Annotated in this window: 20 protein-coding genes; 6 read left to right on the top strand and 14 right to left on the bottom strand. The window is 62.8% G+C overall.

Features of this window, described 5'->3' with window-relative positions:
• Positions 1-166: 166 nt before the first annotated feature.
• From NDI72_RS02165 to NDI72_RS02115, 11 genes are all read right to left on the bottom strand, one after another.
• On the bottom strand, positions 167-1,384 hold the full coding sequence (locus NDI72_RS02165; RefSeq protein ID WP_113154894.1) for an MFS transporter: 1,218 nt from the start codon (positions 1,382-1,384) through the stop codon (positions 167-169).
• A complete protein-coding gene (gene nusB / locus NDI72_RS02160; RefSeq protein WP_283799401.1) occupies positions 1,381-1,872 on the bottom strand; it encodes a transcription antitermination factor NusB in 492 nt (163 codons plus the stop codon). Before nusB ends, NDI72_RS02165 begins: the two co-directional genes overlap by 4 nt.
• A 1-nt stretch (position 1,873) precedes the next feature.
• Positions 1,874-2,341: a 6,7-dimethyl-8-ribityllumazine synthase gene (gene ribH / locus NDI72_RS02155; protein WP_206546703.1), complete on the bottom strand. Its 468-nt coding sequence runs from the start codon at positions 2,339-2,341 to the stop codon at positions 1,874-1,876.
• A gap of 45 nt (positions 2,342-2,386) precedes the next feature.
• A complete protein-coding gene (locus tag NDI72_RS02150) occupies positions 2,387-3,001 on the bottom strand; it encodes a riboflavin synthase (RefSeq protein ID WP_206993538.1) in 615 nt (204 codons plus the stop codon).
• Complete coding sequence (gene ribD / locus NDI72_RS02145; protein ID WP_283799398.1) at positions 3,001-4,122, bottom strand: bifunctional diaminohydroxyphosphoribosylaminopyrimidine deaminase/5-amino-6-(5-phosphoribosylamino)uracil reductase RibD; 1,122 nt, start codon at positions 4,120-4,122, stop codon at positions 3,001-3,003. The genes NDI72_RS02150 and ribD overlap by 1 nt, the downstream gene beginning before the upstream one ends.
• A gap of 1 nt (position 4,123) precedes the next feature.
• Entirely contained in the window at positions 4,124-4,591 is a 468-nt protein-coding gene (nrdR, locus tag NDI72_RS02140; protein ID WP_113154889.1) for a transcriptional regulator NrdR, read from the bottom strand.
• 36 nt (positions 4,592-4,627) lie between these two features.
• Positions 4,628-5,944 carry a serine hydroxymethyltransferase gene (glyA, locus tag NDI72_RS02135; RefSeq protein WP_113154888.1) on the bottom strand — a complete coding sequence of 439 codons (1,317 nt, stop codon included), beginning with the start codon at positions 5,942-5,944 and terminating at the stop codon, positions 4,628-4,630.
• Positions 5,945-6,204: 260 nt separating this feature from the next.
• Entirely contained in the window at positions 6,205-7,458 is a 1,254-nt protein-coding gene (locus NDI72_RS02130; protein ID WP_113154887.1) for a L,D-transpeptidase family protein, read from the bottom strand.
• A 280-nt stretch (positions 7,459-7,738) separates the two neighbouring features.
• On the bottom strand, positions 7,739-8,254 hold the full coding sequence (gene ldtR / locus NDI72_RS02125) for a transcriptional regulator LdtR (RefSeq protein WP_113154886.1): 516 nt from the start codon (positions 8,252-8,254) through the stop codon (positions 7,739-7,741).
• Between the two features lie 225 nt (positions 8,255-8,479).
• Positions 8,480-8,905: a DUF6163 family protein gene (locus NDI72_RS02120; RefSeq protein WP_113154885.1), complete on the bottom strand. Its 426-nt coding sequence runs from the start codon at positions 8,903-8,905 to the stop codon at positions 8,480-8,482.
• Positions 8,902-9,945 (bottom strand): enoyl-CoA hydratase/isomerase family protein, encoded by a 1,044-nt coding sequence (locus tag NDI72_RS02115; RefSeq protein ID WP_283799396.1) that lies wholly within the window; start codon positions 9,943-9,945, stop codon positions 8,902-8,904. The genes NDI72_RS02120 and NDI72_RS02115 overlap by 4 nt, the downstream gene beginning before the upstream one ends.
• A gap of 186 nt (positions 9,946-10,131) precedes the next feature.
• Here NDI72_RS02115 and hemB point away from each other — a divergent pair, with 186 nt between their 5' ends.
• The 6 genes from hemB (at position 10,132) to NDI72_RS02085 (ending at position 16,226) form a co-directional block, all read left to right on the top strand.
• Positions 10,132-11,142 carry a porphobilinogen synthase gene (hemB, locus tag NDI72_RS02110; RefSeq protein WP_210344103.1) on the top strand — a complete coding sequence of 337 codons (1,011 nt, stop codon included), beginning with the start codon at positions 10,132-10,134 and terminating at the stop codon, positions 11,140-11,142.
• 78 nt (positions 11,143-11,220) lie between these two features.
• Positions 11,221-11,691, top strand: a complete 471-nt coding sequence (locus tag NDI72_RS02105; protein ID WP_206549223.1) for an RDD family protein — start codon at positions 11,221-11,223, stop codon at positions 11,689-11,691.
• A gap of 123 nt (positions 11,692-11,814) precedes the next feature.
• Complete coding sequence (locus NDI72_RS02100; RefSeq protein ID WP_206549222.1) at positions 11,815-12,354, top strand: RDD family protein; 540 nt, start codon at positions 11,815-11,817, stop codon at positions 12,352-12,354.
• Positions 12,355-12,572: 218 nt separating this feature from the next.
• Positions 12,573-14,378 carry an SLC13 family permease gene (locus tag NDI72_RS02095; RefSeq protein ID WP_113154881.1) on the top strand — a complete coding sequence of 602 codons (1,806 nt, stop codon included), beginning with the start codon at positions 12,573-12,575 and terminating at the stop codon, positions 14,376-14,378.
• Positions 14,379-14,503: 125 nt separating this feature from the next.
• The gene (locus NDI72_RS02090) at positions 14,504-15,250 is read left to right on the top strand and encodes an arginyltransferase (protein ID WP_206546711.1); all 747 of its coding nucleotides are present in this window, start codon (positions 14,504-14,506) and stop codon (positions 15,248-15,250) included.
• A gap of 130 nt (positions 15,251-15,380) precedes the next feature.
• Positions 15,381-16,226 carry a DMT family transporter gene (locus NDI72_RS02085; protein ID WP_210344102.1) on the top strand — a complete coding sequence of 282 codons (846 nt, stop codon included), beginning with the start codon at positions 15,381-15,383 and terminating at the stop codon, positions 16,224-16,226.
• 87 nt (positions 16,227-16,313) lie between these two features.
• On the opposite strand, the gene NDI72_RS02080 is transcribed toward NDI72_RS02085, so the two are convergent.
• The 3 genes from NDI72_RS02080 to parC form a co-directional block, all read right to left on the bottom strand.
• Positions 16,314-18,653 (bottom strand): Tex family protein, encoded by a 2,340-nt coding sequence (locus tag NDI72_RS02080; protein ID WP_283799394.1) that lies wholly within the window; start codon positions 18,651-18,653, stop codon positions 16,314-16,316.
• A 558-nt stretch (positions 18,654-19,211) separates the two neighbouring features.
• Complete coding sequence (gene ampH, locus NDI72_RS02075) at positions 19,212-20,366, bottom strand: D-alanyl-D-alanine-carboxypeptidase/endopeptidase AmpH (protein WP_283799393.1); 1,155 nt, start codon at positions 20,364-20,366, stop codon at positions 19,212-19,214.
• Between the two features lie 50 nt (positions 20,367-20,416).
• On the bottom strand, positions 20,417-22,675 hold the full coding sequence (gene parC, locus NDI72_RS02070; protein ID WP_206546715.1) for a DNA topoisomerase IV subunit A: 2,259 nt from the start codon (positions 22,673-22,675) through the stop codon (positions 20,417-20,419).
• Positions 22,676-22,735: the final 60 nt, after the last annotated feature.

Raw genomic sequence — 22,735 nt, 5'->3', positions numbered from 1 at the left:
CCGGGTCATGCTGGAAAGGCCGGCGGCATTTGCGCCCTCTCCGGCCCAATCCGCGCAGCTTGGTCGAAGCCGTGACGCACCGTCAAGGTTGTGCTGGGATAAATTGTCACACCTCCCGGAAAGACCAGATGCTTTCCAGGAGATGTCAGCGCCGGGTGAAGCGGCCTCAGGCGGCCTGCTTCGTGCGCTTGCTCATAGCCAGAATGCCAAGAGCCACAAGGCATGTGGCCGCAACCGGGATAACGATCCAGGCAAGCATGTTCCAGCCGAAGGCGTTGTAGATCTGGCCCGACATCAGGGAGGCGAAAGCAGTGGTGGAGAACAGGATGAAGTCGTGCACACCCTGCACGCTGCTCTTCTCCGACGAGCGGTAGCACTCGGCAACCATGGCGGTCGCGCCGATGAAACCGAAGTTCCAGCCGATGCCCAGCAGGATCAAGGCCGTCCAGAACTGCCACAGCTCAATGCCCGAAAGCGCAACGATGGCGCAGCCGATAAGCGTGACGAGGCCCGTCGCGACAATGGTTTCCTTGCCGAAGCGGGCGATCAGCCGGCCGGTGATGAAGCTCGGCGCGAACATCGCCATGACGTGCCAGGAAATGCCCAGCGTTGCCTCGTCCGGCGTGAAGCCGCAGCCAACCATGGCCAGCGGCGCGCCGGTCATGACGAAGCTCATCAGCGCGTAGGAAGCCACGCCGCAGAACAGCGAGACCAGGAAGCGCGGCTGCAACAGGATCTGCGCCAGCGGCCTTGCCGGCTCATGATCGTCAAGCGTTGCCGAGGGCGCTTCCTTGGGGAGACGCAGGAAAGACAGGATGACCGTGCCTAAAAGACCAAGACCGATCAGCGCGGCAAACGCGCCCGCGAACATGATCGGCGCGAACAGGTCGCGCGTGTAGATGACGGTCTGCGGTCCGATGATCGCGGCAAACACACCGCCGCCCAGCACCCAGGAAATGGCGCGCGGCTTGAAATCGGCCGGCGCATTGTCTGCGGCTGCAAAGCGGTATTGCTGCAGGAAGGCGTTGCCGACGCCGACAAGCATCAAGCCGAGGGCAAAGAGCCAGAAACTGCTCTGGAAGAGCGCGCTCGCCGCGACGAAACCGCCACAGGCGGTGACAAGACCGCCGGCCATGAAGCCATTGCGGCGACCGACGGCGCGCATCAGCGCTGCGGCGGGAAGCGCGCCAAGCGCGATGCCGACATTGAAGCCGGTGACGGGCGCGGTTGCGAGCGACTTGTCGCTGCCAAGGAGATAGAAGCCCGCGAGACCGCCCATGGAAATGGCGATCGGGGCAGCGGAGCCGACGATGGCCTGGGCGGAAGCGAGGATTAATGCAGTGCGTTTCGCCTCACGGTACAGGTCATCGCGCGTTCCAGTCATTCCTTGTCTTTCCCCCTGCCCTCATCACGGCTGCGCCGGGCGACCCGGTCGAGCACGGCATTGACGAGCTTGGGCTCGTCCTCGGTGTAGAACGCCTTGGCGATGTCCACATATTCGGAAACGATCACCGCGACCGGTACATCCCGGCGGCGCGTCAGCTCGAACACACCGGCGCGCAGAATGGCGCGCAGGGTCGAATCGAGCCGTGACAGCGGCCAGTCTTCGGTCAGCGATTTGCGGATCACCGGGTCGATGGTTTTCTGGTCATCCACGACGCCCGCCAGAATGGCGCGGAACCACTGCGGATCGGCATCGCGATAAAGCTCGCCGTCGATCTCCTTGCCGAGCCGGAAAAGCTCGTATTCAGCGGTGGTTTCCAGAAGGCCGGTGCCGGCCACATCCATCTGGTAAAGCGCCTGAACGGCGGCCAGCCGTGCGGCGCCGCGTTTGTTGGCCGGGCGAAAGCCGTCTGCGGTCGGTACGGTCACATCAAGCTCCCAGGCGCTGTTTGAGCGCAATCATCGTCAGTGCCGCTTCGGCGGCGAAATGTCCCTTGCCCATGCTCTCGCCGCTGGTGCCTTCGCTCTGTTCGATGCGGGCCAGAGCCTGCGCTTCGTTCTCGACGGTCAGGATACCATTGCCGATGGCAAGGTTCTGCTGCACCGAAAGGTCCATCAGCGCACGGCTCGACTCATTGGCCACTACGTCAAAATGATAAGTCTCACCACGGATGACGCAGCCAAGCGCCACATAGCCGTGATAGACAGGGCCACCATTGCCGGACGCGGCAAAGGCGATTGCAGCCGGCACTTCAAGCGCGCCAGGCACAGTCACCACATCATAATCGGCGCCGGCTGCCTCAAGCGCGGCTTTCGCGCCTTCCAGCAGGCCATCGGCCAGGTGGTCGTAAAAACGGGCTTCGACGATCAGCAGCCTCAGGGGGCGCGCATCGGCCATGGTCATTCTCCGCACGGCAAACAATTCAGAAAGAGAAGCGCTGCCTTAAGCCTCTTTGGCGGCATCCGCAAGACGTGCGGCGTAACGCGCCATCGTATCGACCTCGATATTCACCCGGTCGCCCACCGCGCGCTGCCCCCAGGTGGTGACCGCAAGCGAGTGATGAATGAGGAGAACATCGAACCGAACGCCCTCGACACGGTTGACCGTGAGCGATGTGCCGTCCAGCGCCACCGAGCCTTTCGGCGCGATGAATTTGGCGAGCTCTTTCGGCGCTTCGAGCACGAAACGGACCGCTTCCCCCTCATCCCGGCGCTCGACGATTTCGGCCATGCCGTCCACATGGCCCGAGACAATATGTCCGCCCAGCTCGTCGCCGACCTTGAGCGCGCGCTCCAGATTGATGCGCTGGCCGGACTGCCAGTCGGCAACCGTTGTCAGCCGCAGCGCCTCTTCCCAGGCCTCGACCTCGAACCAGCGGGTGTTCGCGCCCTCCTCAGGCAGTTTCACCACGGTGAGGCAGACGCCCGAACAGGCGATGGACGCACCGATGTCGATGGTCGCCGGATCGTAATTCGTCTCGATGCGCAGGAGCACGCCCTCATCACGCGGGGTGACCGATTGCACGGTGCCGATATCAGTGACAATGCCGGTGAACATCAGCCGCCTTTCACATATTCGCAGTAAACATCTTCGCCGAACCGCGCCTCGCGCAGCAGGCCGAAACCTTCGGGGATATGGTCGAAATCAACCGGCGCGGCAATTCCACCAGCCCCGATTTCGGATGGCCCAGAAAAGAGCGCAAGCCGGTCGACCAGCCCTTCTTCAAGGAACCGCCTGGCCGTGAAGGCACCACCCTCGACCATGAGCGTTGCAATGCCGCGCGCCGCCAGGTCTTCCAGAAGTTCCGGCAGCGCAATCTGGCCTTCATGTACTTCGACACCGAGAAAATCGACGCCCGCCCCGGCCAGCGCCCTGCGTTTGTCGCTCGGGCAATCACTGGCGGCTGTCAGAAGAACCGGCACCTCGCGGGCCGTGCGCGCCAGAGCCGAGCTTGTCGGCAGCTTCATGTCGCGATCAAGAACGATACGCAGCGGCGAGCGCGCCTGAAGCCCCGGCAGGCGGCAGGTCAGAGACGGATCGTCAGCCAGTGCCGTGCCGATGCCGACAAGGATCGCATCGCTTTCGGCCCGCATCATGTGCACCTGCCGGCGCGAAGCGGGACCGGTGATGGCGATCTGCCCCTCCCCCATGCGGCCAATCATGCCGTCAGCCGATAAGGCAAGCTTGAGAGTCACTTCCGGGCGTTTTTTCTCGGAGCGCATGAGATAGCCGCGCAGCATGTCTGCCGCTTCGTCGGCCAGAACGCCCTCCACGACCTCAATGCCCGCCTCGCGCAGAATGGCGTAGCCATTGCCGCTGACGCGGGGGTCGGGATCGGCGGCAGCGCCCACAACGCGGGCAATGCCGGCATTCACCAGCGCGTCGGCGCAGGGCGGCGTGCGGCCATGGTGAGCGCAGGGCTCTAGCGTGACATAGGCCGTCGCGCCGCGTGCAGCCTCGCCCGCCTCCGCCAGCGCCTGCGGTTCGGCATGGGGGCGGCCGCCAATGGCCGTCACGCCGCGCCCGACAATCTGCGGGCCGGCGCCATCGTCGCGGACGATCAGTGTTCCAACGGAGGGATTGGTTCCGGCAAGCCCCATATGCCGGCGTGAAAGCCGGATGGCCGACGCCATGAAACGCCGGTCGAGATCGCTGGCCGACGCCCTGCCGGTGTCCATCCTATCCCTCGTTTTCCTCATTGCCTTTCAGCTCGCCAAGAACGTCCTGGAAATCCTTGGCTTCGCGGAAATTGCGATAAACGGAGGCGAAGCGCACATAGGCAATGTCATCGAGCACTTTCAGCGCATCAATGACCAGAAGGCCGATATCATCGGAGGGGATCTCCGTCTCGCCGGAGCTTTCCAGCTGGCGCACGATGCCGGTGACCGCACGCTCGATGCGCTCCGGCTCGACATTGCGCTTTCTGAGCGCGATGTCGAAGGAACGCATCAGCTTGTCGCGGTCAAACGGCACCTTGCGGCCCGACCGCTTGACCACCACCAGATCGCGCAGCTGAATGCGCTCAAACGTGGTGAAGCGCCCGCCGCAATCGGGACAGGCGCGCCGTCTGCGGATTGCCGCCCCGTCTTCTGCGGGGCGGGAATCCTTTACCTGTGTGTCTTCCGACTGACAGTACGGACAGCGCATATCGGGCCCTTGTTCACGAATCCATTCGTGACAGGCTTACCCCAGATAGGGGTAGAGCGGGAAGCGCTCGGTGAGCGCGATCACCTTGTCCTTCACAGCCTGCTCGACCTGAGCATTGCCTTCGTCGGAGTTGGCGACCTTGAGGCCGTCCAGAACCTCGGCGATCAGCTGGCCGATCTCGCGGAACTCGGCAGCGCCGAAACCGCGCGTCGTGCCGGCCGGCGTGCCAAGACGGATGCCGGAGGTGACGAAGGGCTTTTCAGGGTCGAACGGAATGCCGTTCTTGTTACAGGTGATGTTGGCGCGACCAAGAGCTGCCTCGGCGCGCTTGCCCGTGGCGTTCTTCGGGCGCAGATCGACCAGCATCAGGTGGTTGTCGGTGCCGCCGGACACGATGTCGAGGCCGGTGTCCTTCAGGCTCTCGGCCAGCGCACGGGCGTTGGTGACGACGTTGCGCGCATAGGTCTTGAACTCAGGTTCAAGCGCCTCGCCCAGAGCAACTGCCTTGGCTGCGATGACGTGCATCAGGGGGCCGCCCTGAAGACCAGGGAAGACGGCGGAGTTGAACTTTTTCGCCAGCGCCTCGTCATTGGTCAGGATCATGCCGCCACGCGGGCCGCGCAGCGATTTGTGCGTGGTGGTCGTGACCACATGGGCGTGCGGCAGCGGCGACGGATGCTCGCCAGCGGCCACGAGACCTGCAATGTGGGCCATGTCGACCATGAGCCATGCGCCAACCTCGTCAGCGATCTCGCGGAAACGCTTCCAGTCCCACACGCGCGAATAGGCCGTGCCGCCGGCAAGGATCAGCTTCGGCTTGTGTTCCTTTGCAAGACGCTCCACCTCGTCCATGTCGAGCAGGTGGTCGTCCTTGCGAACGCCGTAGGAGATCGGGTTGAACCACTTGCCGGACATGTTGACCGGGGAACCGTGCGTCAGGTGTCCACCGGAATTCAGGTCGAGGCCCATGAAGCTGTCGCCCGGCTGCAGAAGCGCGAGGAAGACAGCCTGGTTCATCTGCGAACCGGAATTCGGCTGAACGTTGGCGAAGGCGCAGCCGAACAGCTTCTTGGCGCGCTCGATCGCCAGTTCCTCGACGATATCGACATACTGGCAACCGCCATAATACCGCTTGCCCGGATAACCTTCCGCGTATTTGTTCGTCAGCACCGTACCCTGCGCTTCCATCACAGCGCGCGAAACGATGTTTTCCGAGGCGATCAGCTCGATTTCGTGACGCTGACGGCCCAGTTCCTGACGGATTGCGGCAAAGATTTCCTGGTCGCTGTCTTCGAGCGGGCGGGTGAAGAAGGCATCGGCCTCGCTTGAAGCGGCGGCGGTCGCAAGTGCCATGGCGGTTTATTCCCTTCGATGATGGATCAAATGCGGAAGACGGGCATCTAGCATTTTTCCCTCGCCGCCACCACGCCCGCAGACGAAAATTTATCCTCCAAAAACGAAGCAACCGCCCGGTTTCGGGCGGCTGCGGCAATTGACCGTAGGATATTGCGCTCGGGCCGAGCCGCCGTTTTCCGCAGACTCGCATCGGCCCGTCTTCGTTTCAGAAGACACCCTCATGCGCCCGTCAGGCAATGCAGCCCGACGACGACACGCTAAAGCGCCGTCGAGATCTGCAGCTCGCTCGCCCCGTCGCGGGCATAGATGTCGTCGCGCAGATGCACGGCGCCATCGCCGGTCGACCAGGCGGAAATATAGGTGAAATAGACCGGCACCGGATTGGACAGCGCGACGCGCACATCCTCTTCGGTCTGAATGGTCTGCTCGATGCGGCGACGGCCCCAGCCATCGGTCTCGCTCAGGAGCCAGGTCACCAGGTCGCGCACATTCTGCACGCGAACACAGCCCGACGAATAGAACCGGTCGAGATCGCGGAACATGCCCTGCTGGGGCGTGTCATGCATGTAGACCGCATGCGGGTTCGGGAAGTTGATCTTGATCGACGCCATGGCGTTGATCCGGCCCGGATCCTGCCGGAAGCGGTATTTTGCGGCATCATCCGTCGACCAGTCGACCGTCAGCGGATCCACTTCGCTGCCATTGGGCGCGATCAGGCGGATATTGTTGTCGGTCAGGTAACTGGGGTTCTTGCGCATCAGCGGAATGATGTCCTTGCGGACAATCGACACCGGCGCATTCCAGTAGGGATTGATGATGATTTCGTTGATCTTCGAATTCAGGATCGGCGTCTGGCGGTCCACCTTGCCGACAATGGCGGTGTGGCGCAGCACGACGCGGCCCGTATCCACGGCCTCGATCTCGGCGGCGGGAATGTTCACCACCACATAGCGATTGCCCATGGAGCCCGACATGGAGGTGAGCCGGCCCAGATTGGTCTGAAGCTGGCCAAGGCGAATGGCCGCCGGAACATTGAGCGCCGCAAAGGTGTGCGGTCCGGTAACGCCGTCGGCAGGAAGGCCATGGCGGGTCTGGAAGCGCTTGACCGCCGCTTCAACATAGGAATCGAACGACTGCGACATGCCCGCACGCGGCGAGAGATCGCCGGACACCATCAGTCTGCGGCGCAGGACCTCCACATTGGGATCGACCACACCGACCTGAAGCTTTTTGTTGTCGGGAACGCGCGGCCACCCGCCCTGTGACACGATGTTGGAATATTCCATGATCGCGCGCTGAAGGTAGGAAACGGTTTCCTGACTGAAGATGGGAAGATTGGTCGCAACCTTGCCGCCGGCGCTGGCGCGAGCATCAAACTGATCGTTCCAGGCGCCACGCCTTGGCGAACGGATGATCGCGTCAAGAAAGTCCTGGGCGTTGGCGGCTCCGGTCATCGCTGCCGTAGCGGCAGCACCGGCACCGGTTAAAAACATACGGCGGTTCGTCTTCATACGCGTGTCCGAGCTCTCTGTGGCTAGCACCCCTCCGGGAGGGCTGCGGGCAGTGTTGCGGCCTGACCATGCCGCGACTGCGTTAAGAATCCGCGAACCTTATTCAAAAATGGCGCTCGCACGCCAAGCGGCTCCTGCGCCTTAGGTTCCACCGGATTATGACCTTAACGTGACCAGCAGTCACCTATCGCAAAATAACGGATGCGTGAAGGCCGGCGTCCCGCCACGCCGGCCTTCGAATGACTGCACACCGGCGCGCAGTCAGTTTATCAAGGCGAGACTACATACGGTAGGCGATGGAATCGTTCCAGAAGCGATCAAGGCGCTGGAGGGCACGATTCATCTGGCTGAACTCATCGGCGCTGATGCCGCCGACCTGCTCGATGGAGCCGATATGACGGTTGTAGAGACCTTCGACAACCTTTGCCACCTGGACACCCTTCGGCGTCAGGCTGATGCGCACCGAACGACGGTCGACGCGCGAGCGCTGATGGTTGACGAAGCCGAGATCAACCAGCTTCTTGAGGTTGTAGGAAACATTGGAGCCGAGATAGTAGCCACGCGAGCGCAGCTCGCCTGCCGTCAGTTCCGTGTCACCGATGTTGAAGAGCAGCAGCGCCTGAATGGCGTTGATGTCGCTGCGGCCGTTGCGCTCGAACTCGTCCTTGATGACGTCGAGCAGACGGCGGTGCAGGCGCTCCACAAGCTGAAGGGATTCAAGATAAAGAGAACGCAGTGCATCCGAGCGTTCTTCATTCGAAGCGGCAGGTTTCGCCGCGGGTCGCGAAGTATTCATAACTAAAGCCTCTCGTTTGACGCCGGTGATTTTTGTTTTTTGTCTCACCTTGACCCGAACCTAGCGAAGGCATCTAAAATTCGACTTAAACACTAGCCTTAACAACGCCTTACAAAAGCCAACGCTGCTAATACGGCTAACAGGCAGTAAACCCGCCTGTGGACATTCGATGAAAGCTTTAGAGATTAAGGGGATGCGGCTTGTGGCCTGAAACCGGGCCTGCCCCTAAAGCATCGCCTGCCGCTTGCGGCGGTAGCGCGCAATGCGCAAACCGGCATAGGTAATCGCCACGAGAAGGTGAAAACCCAACAGCGGATAATTGTGCCCGAACATCTCTGGCATGAAGCCGTACATGGCCACTTCCGTGCCGGCGCACAGAAACCAGATGACCGCTCCCCATGGCGCGACCAGCCAGAGACCGACGGACGCAAACGGATAAAGCACGGCCAGAACGATGCTCGCCACCTGCCAGTGGATCGGCATCAGGTCGAACCGCCACATGAGCCCGGGATAAAAACCGAGCAGCCGCACCCAGTACACAAGCCCCATGACGAGGCAGACGAGCGCGACAATACGGTGGAACGCGTAATAGGCTGCTTCAAGCTGGGAGGGCCGCGCCGAAGGCAGACCCGAGAGCGTTTCAACTTTCACAGCGCCAGCTCCTTGCCCGGCAGGGGCGCGAAATAGGCGTCAATGTCTTCATCCTTCACGCCGTCGAGCGTATCGGGCTTCCAGTGGGGCGTGCTCCCCTTCTCCACCAGAACAGCGCGGATGCCTTCATAGAAGTCGTGCCCGGTGAGCATGCGGTTCAGGATGCGGAATTCCATATGCATGCACTCGTCCATGGTCAGCATCGCGCCGGCGCGGACCTGACGAAACGCGACGTGAAGACTGGTGGGCGAGCGCCTGGCGATGGTCGCAGCCGTCTTCTGCACCCATTCGTCCTGATCCACGCCAAGCGACTGCAGGACCTCCGCAAGCGTGCCGAAAGAAAAATGGCTGGCAATCGCATGCAGCGCGCCGTCATCCATTTCGCGTTCCGCAGTTCCGGCAAATGCTGCCAGCGTCGCATCCACATCACCGCCCTCGCACAGGGCCTGGGTCAATGCCGGCAGTTCCGCCGCATCGACCGCGTGCGTGGCAAGCCCCGTGGCGCAGGCGTCACCCCTGCGAATGCGGTTTCCGGTGAGCGCCAGATACATGCCGAATTCGCCCGGCGGGCGCGAAAGCAGGAAACTGCCGCCGACATCGGGGAAAAACCCGATACCGACTTCGGGCATGGCGAAGATGGCGTTTTCCGTCATCACGCGATGCGAACCATGGAAGGAGACGCCAACGCCGCCGCCCATGACAATGCCGTCGATCAGCGCCACATAGGGTTTGGGGAAACGGGCAATTGCCGCATTGAGCCGATACTCGTCTGCAAAGAAATCCGGCTTTGCCTCGCCGGCAAGCCCGGCTTTGTAAACATCGAGAATGTCGCCGCCGGCGGAGAAGGCGCGCCCCTCCCCGCGAATGATCACGAGCTTGACCGTGTCGTCCGTCTCCCAGGCGGAAAGCGCGCGGGCGAGCGCCCGAACCATGCCGTGATTGACCGCATTGAGGGAAGAAGGCCGGTTGAGCGTCACGATCCCGGCACATCCGACCTGTTCGAACAGGATTTCCTCAGCGCCACCGAAATCGACTTTCACAGCCACCCCCCAGAACGTTGCAACCACGCGCAGGCCTTTCTAGCTGATTATTAGCCGCTTTTCGCCCCGTCAATGCTATAAGGAACTGCGACCACAGGACACCGGACCCGCACTTGGACCCACAGGGCCTGCATGATAGAGAGGCGCCACACTGGAGTCGAAGCCGTGAACAAGTTTTCCCGCACCATGAACAGCCCCGCCACACGCCGCACCGTCGATGAGATCACCGGCAGCCGCCGCCTGCGCCGCACGCGCAAGGCCGACTGGTCGCGCCGCCTCGTGCGCGAGAACCATCTGACGGTCGACGACCTGATCTGGCCGCTGTTCCTCATGGAGGGCGAGAACCGGCAGGAGCCGCTTTCCGCCATGCCCGGCGTCATGCGCCATACGGTCGACCATGCGGTCCGGCAGGCCGAATACGCCGCAAAGCTCGGCATTCCGGCCATCGCCACCTTTCCCAATATCGACCCGGCGCGCCGCGACGAGACCGGCTCCCACAGCCTCGACCCGGACAATCTGATCAACCGCGCCACCCGCGCCATCAAGGAAGCGGTGCCGGAAATCGGCATCATCACGGATGTGGCGCTCGACCCCTTCACCAGCCATGGTCATGACGGCATCCTGCGCGATGGCGAGATCATCAATGATGAAACGGTCGCCCAGATCGCGGCTGCGGCCGTCGGCCAGGCCGAAGCCGGCGCGGACATCATCGCCCCCTCCGATATGATGGACGGGCGCATCGGCGCCATTCGCGACGCGCTCGACCAGAACGGCTTCCAGAACGTGGCGATCATGTCCTACGCGACGAAATTCGCCTCCGCCTTCTATGGCCCCTATCGCGAGGCCATCGGCACGGGCGGTCTGCTGAAGGGCGACAAGAAGACCTATTACATCGATCCGGCCAATTCCGACGAAGCGCTGCGCGAAGCCGAGCAGGATCTTCAGGAAGGTGCGGACATGCTGATCGTGAAGCCCGGCCTTCCCTATATCGACATTGTCCGCCAGCTGAAGGACACGTTCTCCGTGCCGACCTTCGCCTATCAGGTGTCCGGCGAATACGCGATGATCCGCGCGGCAGCCGCCAATGGCTGGATCGACGGCGAGCGCGCCATGCTGGAAAGCCTGCTTTCCTTCAAGCGCGCGGGCTGCGACGGAATTCTCACCTATTTTGCCGCCGAAGTCGCTGAATTGCTCTGATTTTGCTCGGAAAATCTTGAAGCGCCGTGTGAACGCACCCATTTTTCATTTGTTCGACAAACCAATGAAGGAACGTTCATGACGGCCACAAGGCCCCTCGACGGCGAAATCATCGATCCCGCACGGGATGACTGGCATCTTTACCGCGGCGTTCGCACGCGGCGCATTTTCGCGTTCTGCATCGACTACCTGTTGATCGGGCTGATGATGGTTCCCGTCGCAATCATCGTGGCCCTTCTGGGCGTGATGACGCTGGGACTGGGCTGGCTTCTGTTCGGCATCCTCGCCCCGCTGACCGCCCTTCTCTACGTCGCGATGACCCTTGGCGGTCGCAGACAGGCGACGCTCGGCATGCAATTCATGGACGTCAAACTTGTCCGCCTCGACGGCGGGCGCGTCGATTCCATGCTGGCCGTGGTTCACACGGTTCTGTTCTGGGCCGGCAATGCGGTTCTGACGCCGCTGATCCTGCTCGCAAGCCTGTTCCTCGATTACAAGCGCACCGTCCATGATCTGCTTCTGGGCACGGTTGTGGTGCGAACGAGCTGATAATCGAAATTATCGCAAAAGTTGCATCTTTAACGACGCTATACACTTCTGATTTATCAAAACAAGATCGCTCGCTATCGTGAGGCGTTTTCGAACCCTTCATTGATTATGCGAGCGACTTTGATGACCAATACATTTGACCTTAGCCCCCAGCTGACCGCACCGCCCGGAGACCGGCAACCAGATTTCATCGTGCGACAGGGCACGTGGCTGCATTTGCGGCGATGCCTTGCCTTCCTGTTGGATTACGCCCTGTATGCATTGCTGGCCGTTATTCTGTCCGTTCTGGCAACAATGCTCATGGAGTATGTCGTGTTGCACTGGATTGCACCCGACCGGACGCCGGGAGACATACCGACTGCTCTTTATACGCTTTCCAAGGCCGCGGCCGGAATGGCAACGCTGGTCGCCGTCATTCTCTACATCAGGGCGACACTCGGGGGGCGCTACCAGGCGACCCTCGGCATGCGCGTGTTCAGTCTGCGACTGGAACGGCTCGACAGCGTCGAGATCACACCCCGCTACGCAACCGCACATACCCTGCTAGCAGTCGCTCTCTGCACGCTCTTCAGCCCGCTGATTCTGCTGGCCGCATTCTTTCTTTCGCACAGGCAGACCGTGCATGACCGGCTGCTCGATACGGTGATGGTGAGAACCGACTGACGACGGCTTTTTGAAACGCGGCGCATGCCGCGCTTCGGCCCTCCTGCGACAAGCAAATTCCTTTCCCGTCGGAAGACGCGAAAGCCTTTCCTTTGCCCGCCTTTTGCCGGCATCGGCAAATCCATGCTTGCGGCGCGACCGCTCGTGCTTATTCTCCTGACCTTGCAGGCAGGCATTGGGTATGGCCTGCGGGGACAGTTTCAAGCGGCGGGAGCTGAATGGCCGATTTCCATCTCTGGGCGACCTACGCGATCATTTTCGCCACGGTCGCCGCCTATATCAGCGAACGCTTCACGCTCGAGCTTGTCGCCCTTGGCAGCCTCGTGGCGTTCCTCGCGCTTTTCGCCTTCATTCCCTACGAGAACGCATCCGGCGGCCTGCCGCCCGAAGAACTTCTTTCAGGATTCGCCAATCCGGCGCTCGCGACGGTTCTCGCGCTCCTGATCGTCGGTCAGGGACTGTTTGCCACCGATGCTCTGGACAAGCCCGCGCGCATTCTCGCCAGATCGGCCGGCGGGTCGAGCACCCGCACGATCATCATCACGCTTGTGACAGCGGCCCTGCTCAGCGCCATTTTGAACAACACGCCGGTGGTGGTGATCTTCATTCCAGTGCTGATCGTCTTTGCCGCGCAGCGCAATTTCCCGGTTTCCAAGGCGCTGATGCCGCTTTCCTTCATGACCATTCTGGGGGGCATGACAACGCTGATCGGCTCGTCCACCAACCTTTTGGTTGCCGGTGTTGCCGCCAAGGCGGGCATCGGGATCGGATTCTTCGACATCACCCTGCCGGGCTTTATGCTGGCCGCAGCCGGCGCGCTTTATGTCTTCTTTCTCATGCCGCGCATCCTGCGCGATTCGAGCAATGAGAAGACCTTCCGGCAGGTGCAGTCGGGCACGCAGTTCATCGGTGAAATCCGCATCGTGCCCGGCCACCCCTTCATCGGCAAGGAATCGAAAGCCGGTCTCTTTCAGGGGCTCGGCGATCTGACCCCGCGCCTCATCATACGGCGCGGCATGAGCTTTCATCCGCCGTTCGAGAATGTGGTGCTTTCCGAAGGCGACCGGCTGATGGTGACGGCCACCCGCCGCGCCTTCACCCAGGCGCTTTCGCATGGGGCGGCCGGCCACATGGCCGAGGGGCAGACCGAGGCGGCGCGGGTCGGCCCGGACTATCATATCGCAGAGGCGGTGATCCCGCCGGGTTCGCGCCATGCAGGACGCACCATCCGCAATGCCGGCATTGAGACCGAGCACGGCGTTCACATGCTCGGCGTCCAGCGCAAGAGCCGCATGGGCCGCACGCCTGTCTCCGACATCCGGCTGGAGCCCGGCGATACGATCCTTGTCGGCGGCACCGACCGCGCCTTCGAGGATCTGCGCGAAAGCCATGACCTGCTCGTTCTCGAATGGTCGGCAGAACCCGTGCCGCAGCGTCGCAAGGCCTGGATCTCCTTTGTCATCTTTGCCGGCATCGTGGTGACCGCCGCTCTGGACATCGCGCCGATCGTCGCCACGGCAATCGCCGGCGCCTTCGCCATGATCGCGACCGGCTGCCTGACGCTGGCGCAGGCCGGCCGCGCCTTTGACCGGCAGATATTCCTTCTGGTGGGCTCGGCCATTGCCGCCGCCACGGCGCTGGAACGCACGGGCGGCGCAAACCTGATCGCCGACAGCGCGGTCGCGCTCCTCGACGGTCAGAGCCCCGCCATCATCCTGTCGGGCTATTTCGCCGTCGTGGCCGTGCTGACCAATTTCCTGTCCAACAATGCAACGGCGGTGCTGTTCACACCCATCGGGCTTGGCATCGCGGCCGCCATTGGCGCGCCGGCGGAAGCCTTCATCGCGGCCACGATCTTCGCCGCCAACTGCTCTTTCGCCACCCCCATCGGCTACCAGACCAACCTGATGGTCATGGGGCCGGGTCACTACTCCTTCCGCGACTTCATGAAGGCCGGCATGCCGCTGGTGGCGATAATTTGGTTGACGTTTTCGTTTGTCGGGCCATGGTATTATGGGCTTTAGATCGTGTGCGCCCATTCTGACGCACAAAGGACGATCTGAATTATTGATGGAGCATCGGACTATCCCGAAAACCGGCTTCCGCTTTTCGGTCCGATGCTTCAGGACAGGAGTGACGCCCTACCGACATGACGCAGCAACCCGCCCAATCGCCGCAGTTCTTTCTGACCGCGCCTTCGCCCTGCCCTTATCTGGAAGGGCAGTTCGAGCGTAAGGTCTTCACCCATCTGGTCGGGGACAAGGCGCCCGAACTGAACGATTTGCTGACCCAGGGCGGTTTCCGCCGCTCTCAGAACATCGCCTATCGGCCTGCCTGCGAAACCTGCCGCGCCTGTGTTTCCGTGCGCATTCTGGCGCAGGAGTTTCAGCCGACGAAGAACATGAAACGCATTCTGAGGCAGAATGCGGACCTGATCGGAACGGCCCAGGCGGCCGAGCCCTCCACGGAGCAGTACACGCTGTTCCGCAGCTATCTGGATGCCCGCCACAAGAAGGGCGGCATGTCGGACATGACCGTGCTCGACTATGCGATGATGGTGGAGGACACCCATGTGGGCACGCAGGTGATCGAGTATCGCCGCCGCGGGCCGGACAGCTTCATCACCGGCAAGGGCGAAGGCGAGCTCATGGCCGTGGCCCTGACCGACCTGATGGGTGACGGGCTGTCGATGGTTTATTCCTTCTTCAATCCCGCGCTGACCGAGCGCTCGCTCGGCACATTCATGATTCTCGACCACATCAACCGCGCCGTGGCTGCCGGTCTGCCGCATGTCTATCTGGGCTACTGGGTCAATGGATCGCGCAAAATGGCCTATAAGGTACGCTTCAAGCCGCAGGAACATCTCGGCCCGCAGGGGTGGGAGCGCGTGGACTAGCGCGCGCCACCCGGACAGGGTCTGCCAAGACGGCACATCTTCATTCCCCTTTCTCAGAGGATTGCCGCCCGTGTCCGACCCAGCCTCCTCCTCGCATGCAAAAGGCCTCGCACTGACCGCCTTTGGCGGCATGGCGCTGACCATCGACATTCCTTTGATTCGGCTGGCCGATGGCGATCCCTGGCCGATCCTGATGGTGCGCAGCGCGCTGACGGTTGCCGTGGCGCTTGCCGTCTGGTTCGTCTGGCGTCTCTTCTCACGCAATGTGCCGCCGCTCATGCCCGGTCGTGTAGGCCTCGTCGTGGCGGCGCTCTACGCGCTTTCCGCACTCTGCTTCATCACCGCCGTCTACAACACTTCAACGGCCAATCTGGTGTTCATCCTCGCCTTCAATTCCATGTTCGCAGCGCTGCTCTCCTGGCTATTCCTGAAGGAGCGACCGAAACCGGCCACACTGATTGCCATGGGGGTGATGCTGATCGGCGTGCTGATCATTGTCGGTGGCGGCATCGGGGCTGGAAATCTGTTCGGCGACGTGATGGCGCTGAGCGCGGCCTTCCTGCTGGCGACCGCCATCACCATCACGCGCGGCAGCGGGCGCGACATGGGCTTTACGGCGCTGGTCGCCGTCATATTACCCTTCATCGTCGCCGTGATCATGACCGCCAAGACCGGCTACCGCATCGAGGCTCCCTGGTGGATCATCCTCAACGGCGCGGTGATCATGCCGATATCGTTCTTCTGCCTCTCCAACGGCCCGAAATACATTTCGGGCCCGGAGGTGGCGATGTTCTATCTTCTGGAAACCGTGCTTGCGCCCGTCTGGGTGTGGCTGATTTTCTCGGAAGTGCCGAGCCGCGCGACGCTGATCGGCGGCACGATCCTGATCGTCACGCTGGTCGCCCACTCGCTCTGGCAGCTTCATTCCGGGCGCAGGCGGCGGCGCGCGCAGGCCGCACTGCGCCATCCGGTGTAGGGTGAGAAGCGCACGTCATCACCGCCCCCGTGGTTCGCCCTTCGACAAGCTCAGGCGCTCACCATGGCGGCTGGGTAAAGAACGCGCCTATTTCTTCTTCATGGCCTGAGCCAGCGCGGCGGCGAGTGCGCCCTGCGGTTCGCTGCTGCGCCCGCCCGGCTTGCCACCGCCACTGCGCTGCTGCCCGCCACGGAACGGCTTGCCGCCATCGCGCGGCCGGCCAGCGCCCGCACCGGAATCTGCGCCACCGCTGGCTCCGCCGGCGTCCTTGCGCATGGAGAGGCTGATGCGCTTGCGCTTGATATCAACCTCAAGCACCCGCACCTTCACCACATCGCCGGCCTTCACCACCTCATGCGCGTCCTTCACGAAGCGGTCGGCAAGCTGGGAGACATGCACCAGCCCGTCCTGATGAACGCCGATATCCACGAACGCGCCGAAGGCGGCGACATTGGTCACCGTGCCTTCAAGGCTCATGCCCGGCTTCAGGTCCTTGATGTCGTCGATGCCCTCGGCAAAGGTGGCCGTACGGAAGGCCGGGCGCGGGTCGCGACCCGGCTTTTCGAGCTCGGCAATGATGTCGCGCACCGTGGGCAGACCAAAACGCTCATCCACGAAGACGCGCGGGTCGAGCGCCTTGAGCGCGCCGGCATCGCCCATCAGCGACCGCACATCGCGCCCGCAGGACGAGACGATCTTGCGCGCCACGCCATAGGCCTCCGGGTGAACTGACGACGCGTCCAGCGGCTCCGTGCCGTTCGGGATGCGCAGGAAGCCGGCGCACTGCTCGAAGGTGCGCTGGCCAAGCCGCGCCACCTCCAGAAGCTGCTTGCGGCTGGAGAACGCGCCATTGGCGTCGCGATGCGCCACAATGGCCTCGGCAATCGACGCGCCAAGGCCCGAAACGCGCGCCAGAAGCGATGAGGATGCCGTGTTCAGGTCCACGCCGACCGCGTTCACCGCGTCTTCCACCACGGCGTCGAGCGCCTTTGCCAGACGGTATTGATCCACATCGTGCTGATACTGGCCGACGCCGATGGACTTCGGCTCGATCTTCACCAGCTCCGCCAGCGGGTCCTGCAGGCGGCGCGCGATGGAGACGGCCCCGCGCAGCGAGACGTCAAGATTGGGGAATTCGGCCGCCGCCGTGGGCGACGCCGAATAGACCGATGCGCCGGCCTCGGAAACCACGACCTTGAGCGGCTTGGGCGCCGGCATATCCGACAGCATGTTGGCCACGAGCTTTTCGGTCTCGCGGCTTCCCGTGCCGTTGCCGATGGCGATCAGCTCGACGCCGTGCTTGCGGATCAGCGCCGCCAGCTCGGCCTGGCTGCCACGCAGATCGTTGCGCGGCGGGAACGGATACACCGTTGATGTGTCGAGCAGCTTGCCCGTGGCGTCGACCACGGCCACCTTGACGCCGGTGCGAATGCCCGGATCGAGCCCGAGCGTTGCCCGCGTGCCGGCGGGTGCCGCCAGAAGCAGATCCTTCAGATTGCGCGCGAACACATTGATCGCTTCTTCCTCGGCCCGCTCGCGCAGATCGCGCATCAGATCGAGGTTGAGGTGCAGGAAGAGCTTTACGCGCCATGTCCAGCCGGCAACCTCCATCAGCCACTGGTCACCGGGACGCTGGCCGCCGATCTCATAGGCAGCCGCGATCATGCGCACCGCGGGCTTGAGCGGGCTGGTGTCGTCCGCATCCACTTCCAGGTCGAGCGCCAGCACGTCCTCGTTGCGGCCGCGCAGCATGGCAAGCGCGCGATGGCTCGGAACGCCCGACCACTGCTCGGAGTGGTCGAAATAGTCGGAGAACTTCGCGCCTGCCTCCTCCTTGCCCTCGACAACGCGGGCGCGCAGGACGGCGCGTTCCTTCATGTGATTGCGCAGTTTTCCGACCAGATCGGCGTTTTCGGCGAACTGCTCGGCGAGAATGTCGCGCGCGCCGTCGAGCGCGGCCTTCTCGTCTGCGACTTCTTCGCCGAGATAATCCTTCGCCAGATCGGCCGGCACTTTGGAGCGATCCGCCAGAATAGCCTCGGCCAGCGGCCCGAGCCCGCGCTCACGGGCGATCTGCGCCTTGGTGCGCCGCTTGGGCTTGTAGGGCAGGTAGATGTCTTCCAGCTCCGCCTTGGTGGCGGCGGTGACGATCTTGGTCTCCAGATCCGGCGTGAGCTTGCCCTGCTCGCGGATCGAACCGAGGATCGTGTCACGGCGCTGATCGAGCTCGCGCAGATAGGAGAGCCGCTCGGCGAGCGTGCGCAACTGCGTGTCATCGAGGCCGCCGGTGACTTCCTTGCGGTAGCGCGCGATGAACGGAACGGTCGCCCCTTCATCCAGAAGACCAATGGCCGCCTGAGCCTGCTCCGGCCGGGCGGTGATCTCGGTGGCAATAAGGGCGGCGATGCGTTTGACGTCAGCTGACATGCGAATTCCTGAATCTGTGAACCCGGCGAAGATAGTGTCATTCGCCGCCCCCTGCCGCTCACAAGAGTGGCTTTTCCACAGTCGCGGGCGTGAGGCGGGGATCGGCGGATGAGACGTGGTGCGTCCTTCGCCTTTCGGCAAGCTCAAGAGGCTCAGGATGAGGGACGTGGGGCTCGGGCAGTTGAGACCTGGTGCGTCCTTCGACAAGCTCAGGATGAGGAAGGTAGGTAGCCGGATTTCGGGTCAGGTGTATGGGATAGAGTGTCTGGGTGCTCGGGAGAACGCACATGCGCTCACTGCAAGGAAGGCAGCTTCTCAGAGTGGGGAGATGCGCGCAGATCTCAGCGAAGCAGGCAAAAAAGCCTACAACCAACCCTTCAAGGCCGAGGAGAGCGAGCGTAACTCTCGCGTGCCCTCCCCGTCATTCTCAACATCCCTCATCCTGTGCCTAACACCCCTCATCCTGAGCTTGTCGAAGGACGCACAGCGCTCCCGCGCGCCGCACAAGACCAAGGGGCAAATGCAGCGCGCACCCTGCACCGACAGCCCCCTCGCCCCTTAACGCGGAGCGAGGTCGGAGATCAGGCCATTCACCACTTCGGCCATCAGCATGGAAGCCGAGAAGTCGAACTCGTTGATGGCGACGAACACGCCAACGCCGCGTGTCGGGGCAAAGGCGTGGTAGACGAACATGCCCTGCAGGCCGCCGGCCTTCTGCAGGATCAGCGGACGGTCACCCTCGGGCTGCATGACGATCCAGCCAAGCCCCATGGAATCCATATGACCGGATTCGTCAAAGCCATAAGTGGGATCGAGCGCATCGCGCTGCACATAGGAGGCGTGGTCGAGGAGCCGCATCTCGGCCATGTCCGGCGAGAAGCGGTCAAGATGCCATTGCAGCCAGGTCACCATGTCGTTGGCGGTGGAATAAAGCCCGCTCGCGCCCGACATGACTGGCGTGTTGGGCACGTCTGGCAGCGGCGATCCATCGAAACTGTGGCCCTGCATCAGCCGGTCGCGGTCGGCCTCGGCAGGCGCAAATGTCGTGTCCTTGAGGCCGATCGGCTCAAGAACCCGCTCGGCAAGCAGTGCGTCATAGGGTTTGCCTGCGGCAGAGCCCAGCGCAACGGCCAGCATGTCGAAGCCGAAATTGGAGTAGAGCCCGCCCGTGCCCGCCGGGAAGAGCTGCACATCGCTGGTGAAGGCCTTCGCGTAGGTCTCTTTCGTGAGCGTGGAGAACGGATCATTCTCCGGGCCCGGCTCGCGGTCGACCTCGCGCGGCAGCCCGGACGTGTGCGTGGCGAGGTCAATCAGCCGGATTGGCTTGCCGTCCAGCGCCGGAACGGTCACATCCCAGCCAATGCGCTCCTGCAGATGATCTGTGAACTTCACCGAGCCATCGGCGACGAGGCTCGCCAGAACCGCTCCGGTGAACACCTTGGTCACGGAGCCGACCCGCATCAGCGTGTCGCCGTCAGGCGTCTTGCCGCTTCCCTTGGCGGTTTCGCCAAAGCCGAAAACGGCGGTCTCGCCATTGCGCACCGCGCCGATCACAAGACCGGGCACATCGGTCTGCAGATAGAGGATCTGACCGGAAAACTCGACCGCGTCGCTCAACAGCCGGTCTTCAGCCGAAGACGGCTGCGCCAGCCCGACAAATCCGGCCAGCGCCAGCGTTGCGGCCCGAAGGCCCGTTCCATTCCAGTGCAGCATATCACCCCTCCTCTGCTTGCACCCTGGCCTTCACGCCTGTGTTGCGGCGCTTACCCAAATTTTCCGGTGCGTGGAAATCCTTTCGGCGCCATACGACCCGCGGCCGCGCGGTTGCCCATCCATTCAAGCAGCTCTTCGCGCGATTTGACGAAGGTGCGATCAGCGGAATCCTTCCACGAAAGCCCCTCCTCCATGGCGAAGGTCTTGATGTCGGAAACGCCGCCATCCTTGTAGCGCTGCAGGCGCACGCCCTTGCCGCGTGTCATCTCCGGCACTTCGGAAAGCGGGAAGACGAGCAGCTTGCGGTTCTGGCCGACCACGGCCACGTGATCGCCCGAAACCGGCAGGCAGAGCTTCATCTCGTCCGGAGCCTTCACATTCATCACCTGCTTGCCCTTGCGGGTGTTGGCGATGATTTCCTTCTCGGCGACCACGAAGCCATTGCCCGCATGCGATGCGACCAGGAGCCTGCGCTCGGGATCATGCGCGAAGGCGGTGACGATGGCCTGATCATTGTCCATGTCGACCATGATGCGCACCGGCTCGCCATGGCCGCGCCCGCCGGGCAGACGGTCCGCGCCAAGCGTGAAGACCTTGCCGCCCGTGGTGAAGAGCAGGATCTTGTCGGTCGTCTGGGCGTGGAAGGCGATCTTGAGGCTGTCCCCCTCCTTGAAGGAGAGCGAGGAGAAGTCGGCCAGATGCCCCTTCATGGCGCGCAGCCAGCCCTTTTCGGACAGGACCACCGTGATGGGTTCGCGCTCGATCAGCGCCTCGTGGACGTCTTCCAGATCGTGCTCTGGCGCTTCGGCAAAGGTGGTGCGGCGCGCGCCAAGACCCGGGTTCTTCTCCGGGTCGAAGGTCTGGCGCACCTTGGCGACTTCCCAGCGCACGGTCTTCCACTGGCGCTCGGTGGAGGCGAGCAGCGCTTCGATGCCGTCCTTTTCCTCGGAAAGCTTGTCGAACTCCTTGCGGATCTCAAATTCCTCGAGCTTGCGCAGGGCGCGCAGCCGCATGTTGAGGATCGCCTCGGCCTGCGTGTCCGTCAGCTCGAAGCGCGCGATCATCACCTTCTTCGGCTCATCCTCCTCGCGGATGATGCGGATGACCTCGTCGATGTTCAGATAGGCGACGAGATAGCCGGCGAGGATCTCCAGCCGCTTCTCGATTTCCGCCAGCCGGTGGCGCGAGCGGCGCAGGAGCACATCGCGGCGATGGTCGAGCCATTCGCGCAGAACCTGCTTGAGCGACAGGACGCCCGGCACCTTGCCGCGCGACAGCACGTTCATGTTGAGCGGGAAACGGCTCTCCAGATCGGTCAGCTTGAAGACCGATTCCATCAGCAGTTCCGGCGCGACGGCGCGGCTCTTGGGCACCAGAACGACGCGGATATCCTCCGCGCTTTCGTCGCGAATGTCTTCCAGAAGCGGCAGGCGGCGCGAGATGATCAGTTCGGCGATCTTCTCGATCAGCCGCGATTTCTGCACGCCATAGGGAATTTCGGTGACCACGGCCGTCCATGCGCCGCGGCTCTGTTCTTCCTTGTGCCAGCGGGCGCGAACGCGGAAACCGCCGCGTCCGGTCGCATAGGCCTCGCGGATCGAATCCGGCCCCTCGACGATGATGCCGCCGGTCGGGAAATCCGGCCCCTTGACGAAATCGAGCAGACGTTCCGGATCGACATCCGGATTGTCGATGATGGCGAGCGCCGCATCGCAGACCTCTGCCGCATTGTGCGGCGGGATCGAGGTCGCCATGCCCACGGCGATGCCCGAAGAACCATTGCAGAGCAGGTTCGGGAACGCGCCGGGGAGCACGATGGGCTCCTCGTCTTCCTCATTGTAGGTCAGACGGAAATCGACGGCATCCTCGGTGATGCCCGTCAGGATCTCCGAGGCAACCTCGGTCATGCGCGCTTCGGTGTAGCGCATGGCAGCCGCGTTATCGCCGTCGATATTGCCGAAATTGCCCTGCCCGTCGACCAGCGGATAACGCATGGCGAAAGGCTGCGCGAGACGCACCAGCGCGTCGTAGATCGACTGGTCGCCATGCGGATGGAACTTGCCCATCACGTCACCGACGATGCGGGCGCATTTGGCGAAACCCTGATCGGGACTGAGGCGCAGAAGACGCATGGTGTGGACGATGCGCCGATGCACGGGCTTCAGCCCGTCGCGCACATCCGGCAGCGCACGATGCATGATCGTCGACAGCGCATAGGCGAGGTAGCGCTCTTCGAGCGCTTTTTTCAGATCGACCGGCTCTACGGCATCACCACCGTCGCCACCGGGCGGAAGCATATCTTTTCCCATGGTTTCCGGTTAGACCAGCGGGTGATTCGCGGCAAGCCTTTATGGCAAAAGGGCTGTGGC

This window comes from Nitratireductor sp. GZWM139 (genome assembly GCF_030068685.1).
Taxonomy (GTDB): Bacteria; Pseudomonadota; Alphaproteobacteria; order Rhizobiales; family Rhizobiaceae; genus Nitratireductor; species Nitratireductor aquimarinus.
This window is presented reverse-complemented; position numbering and strand designations above follow the sequence as displayed.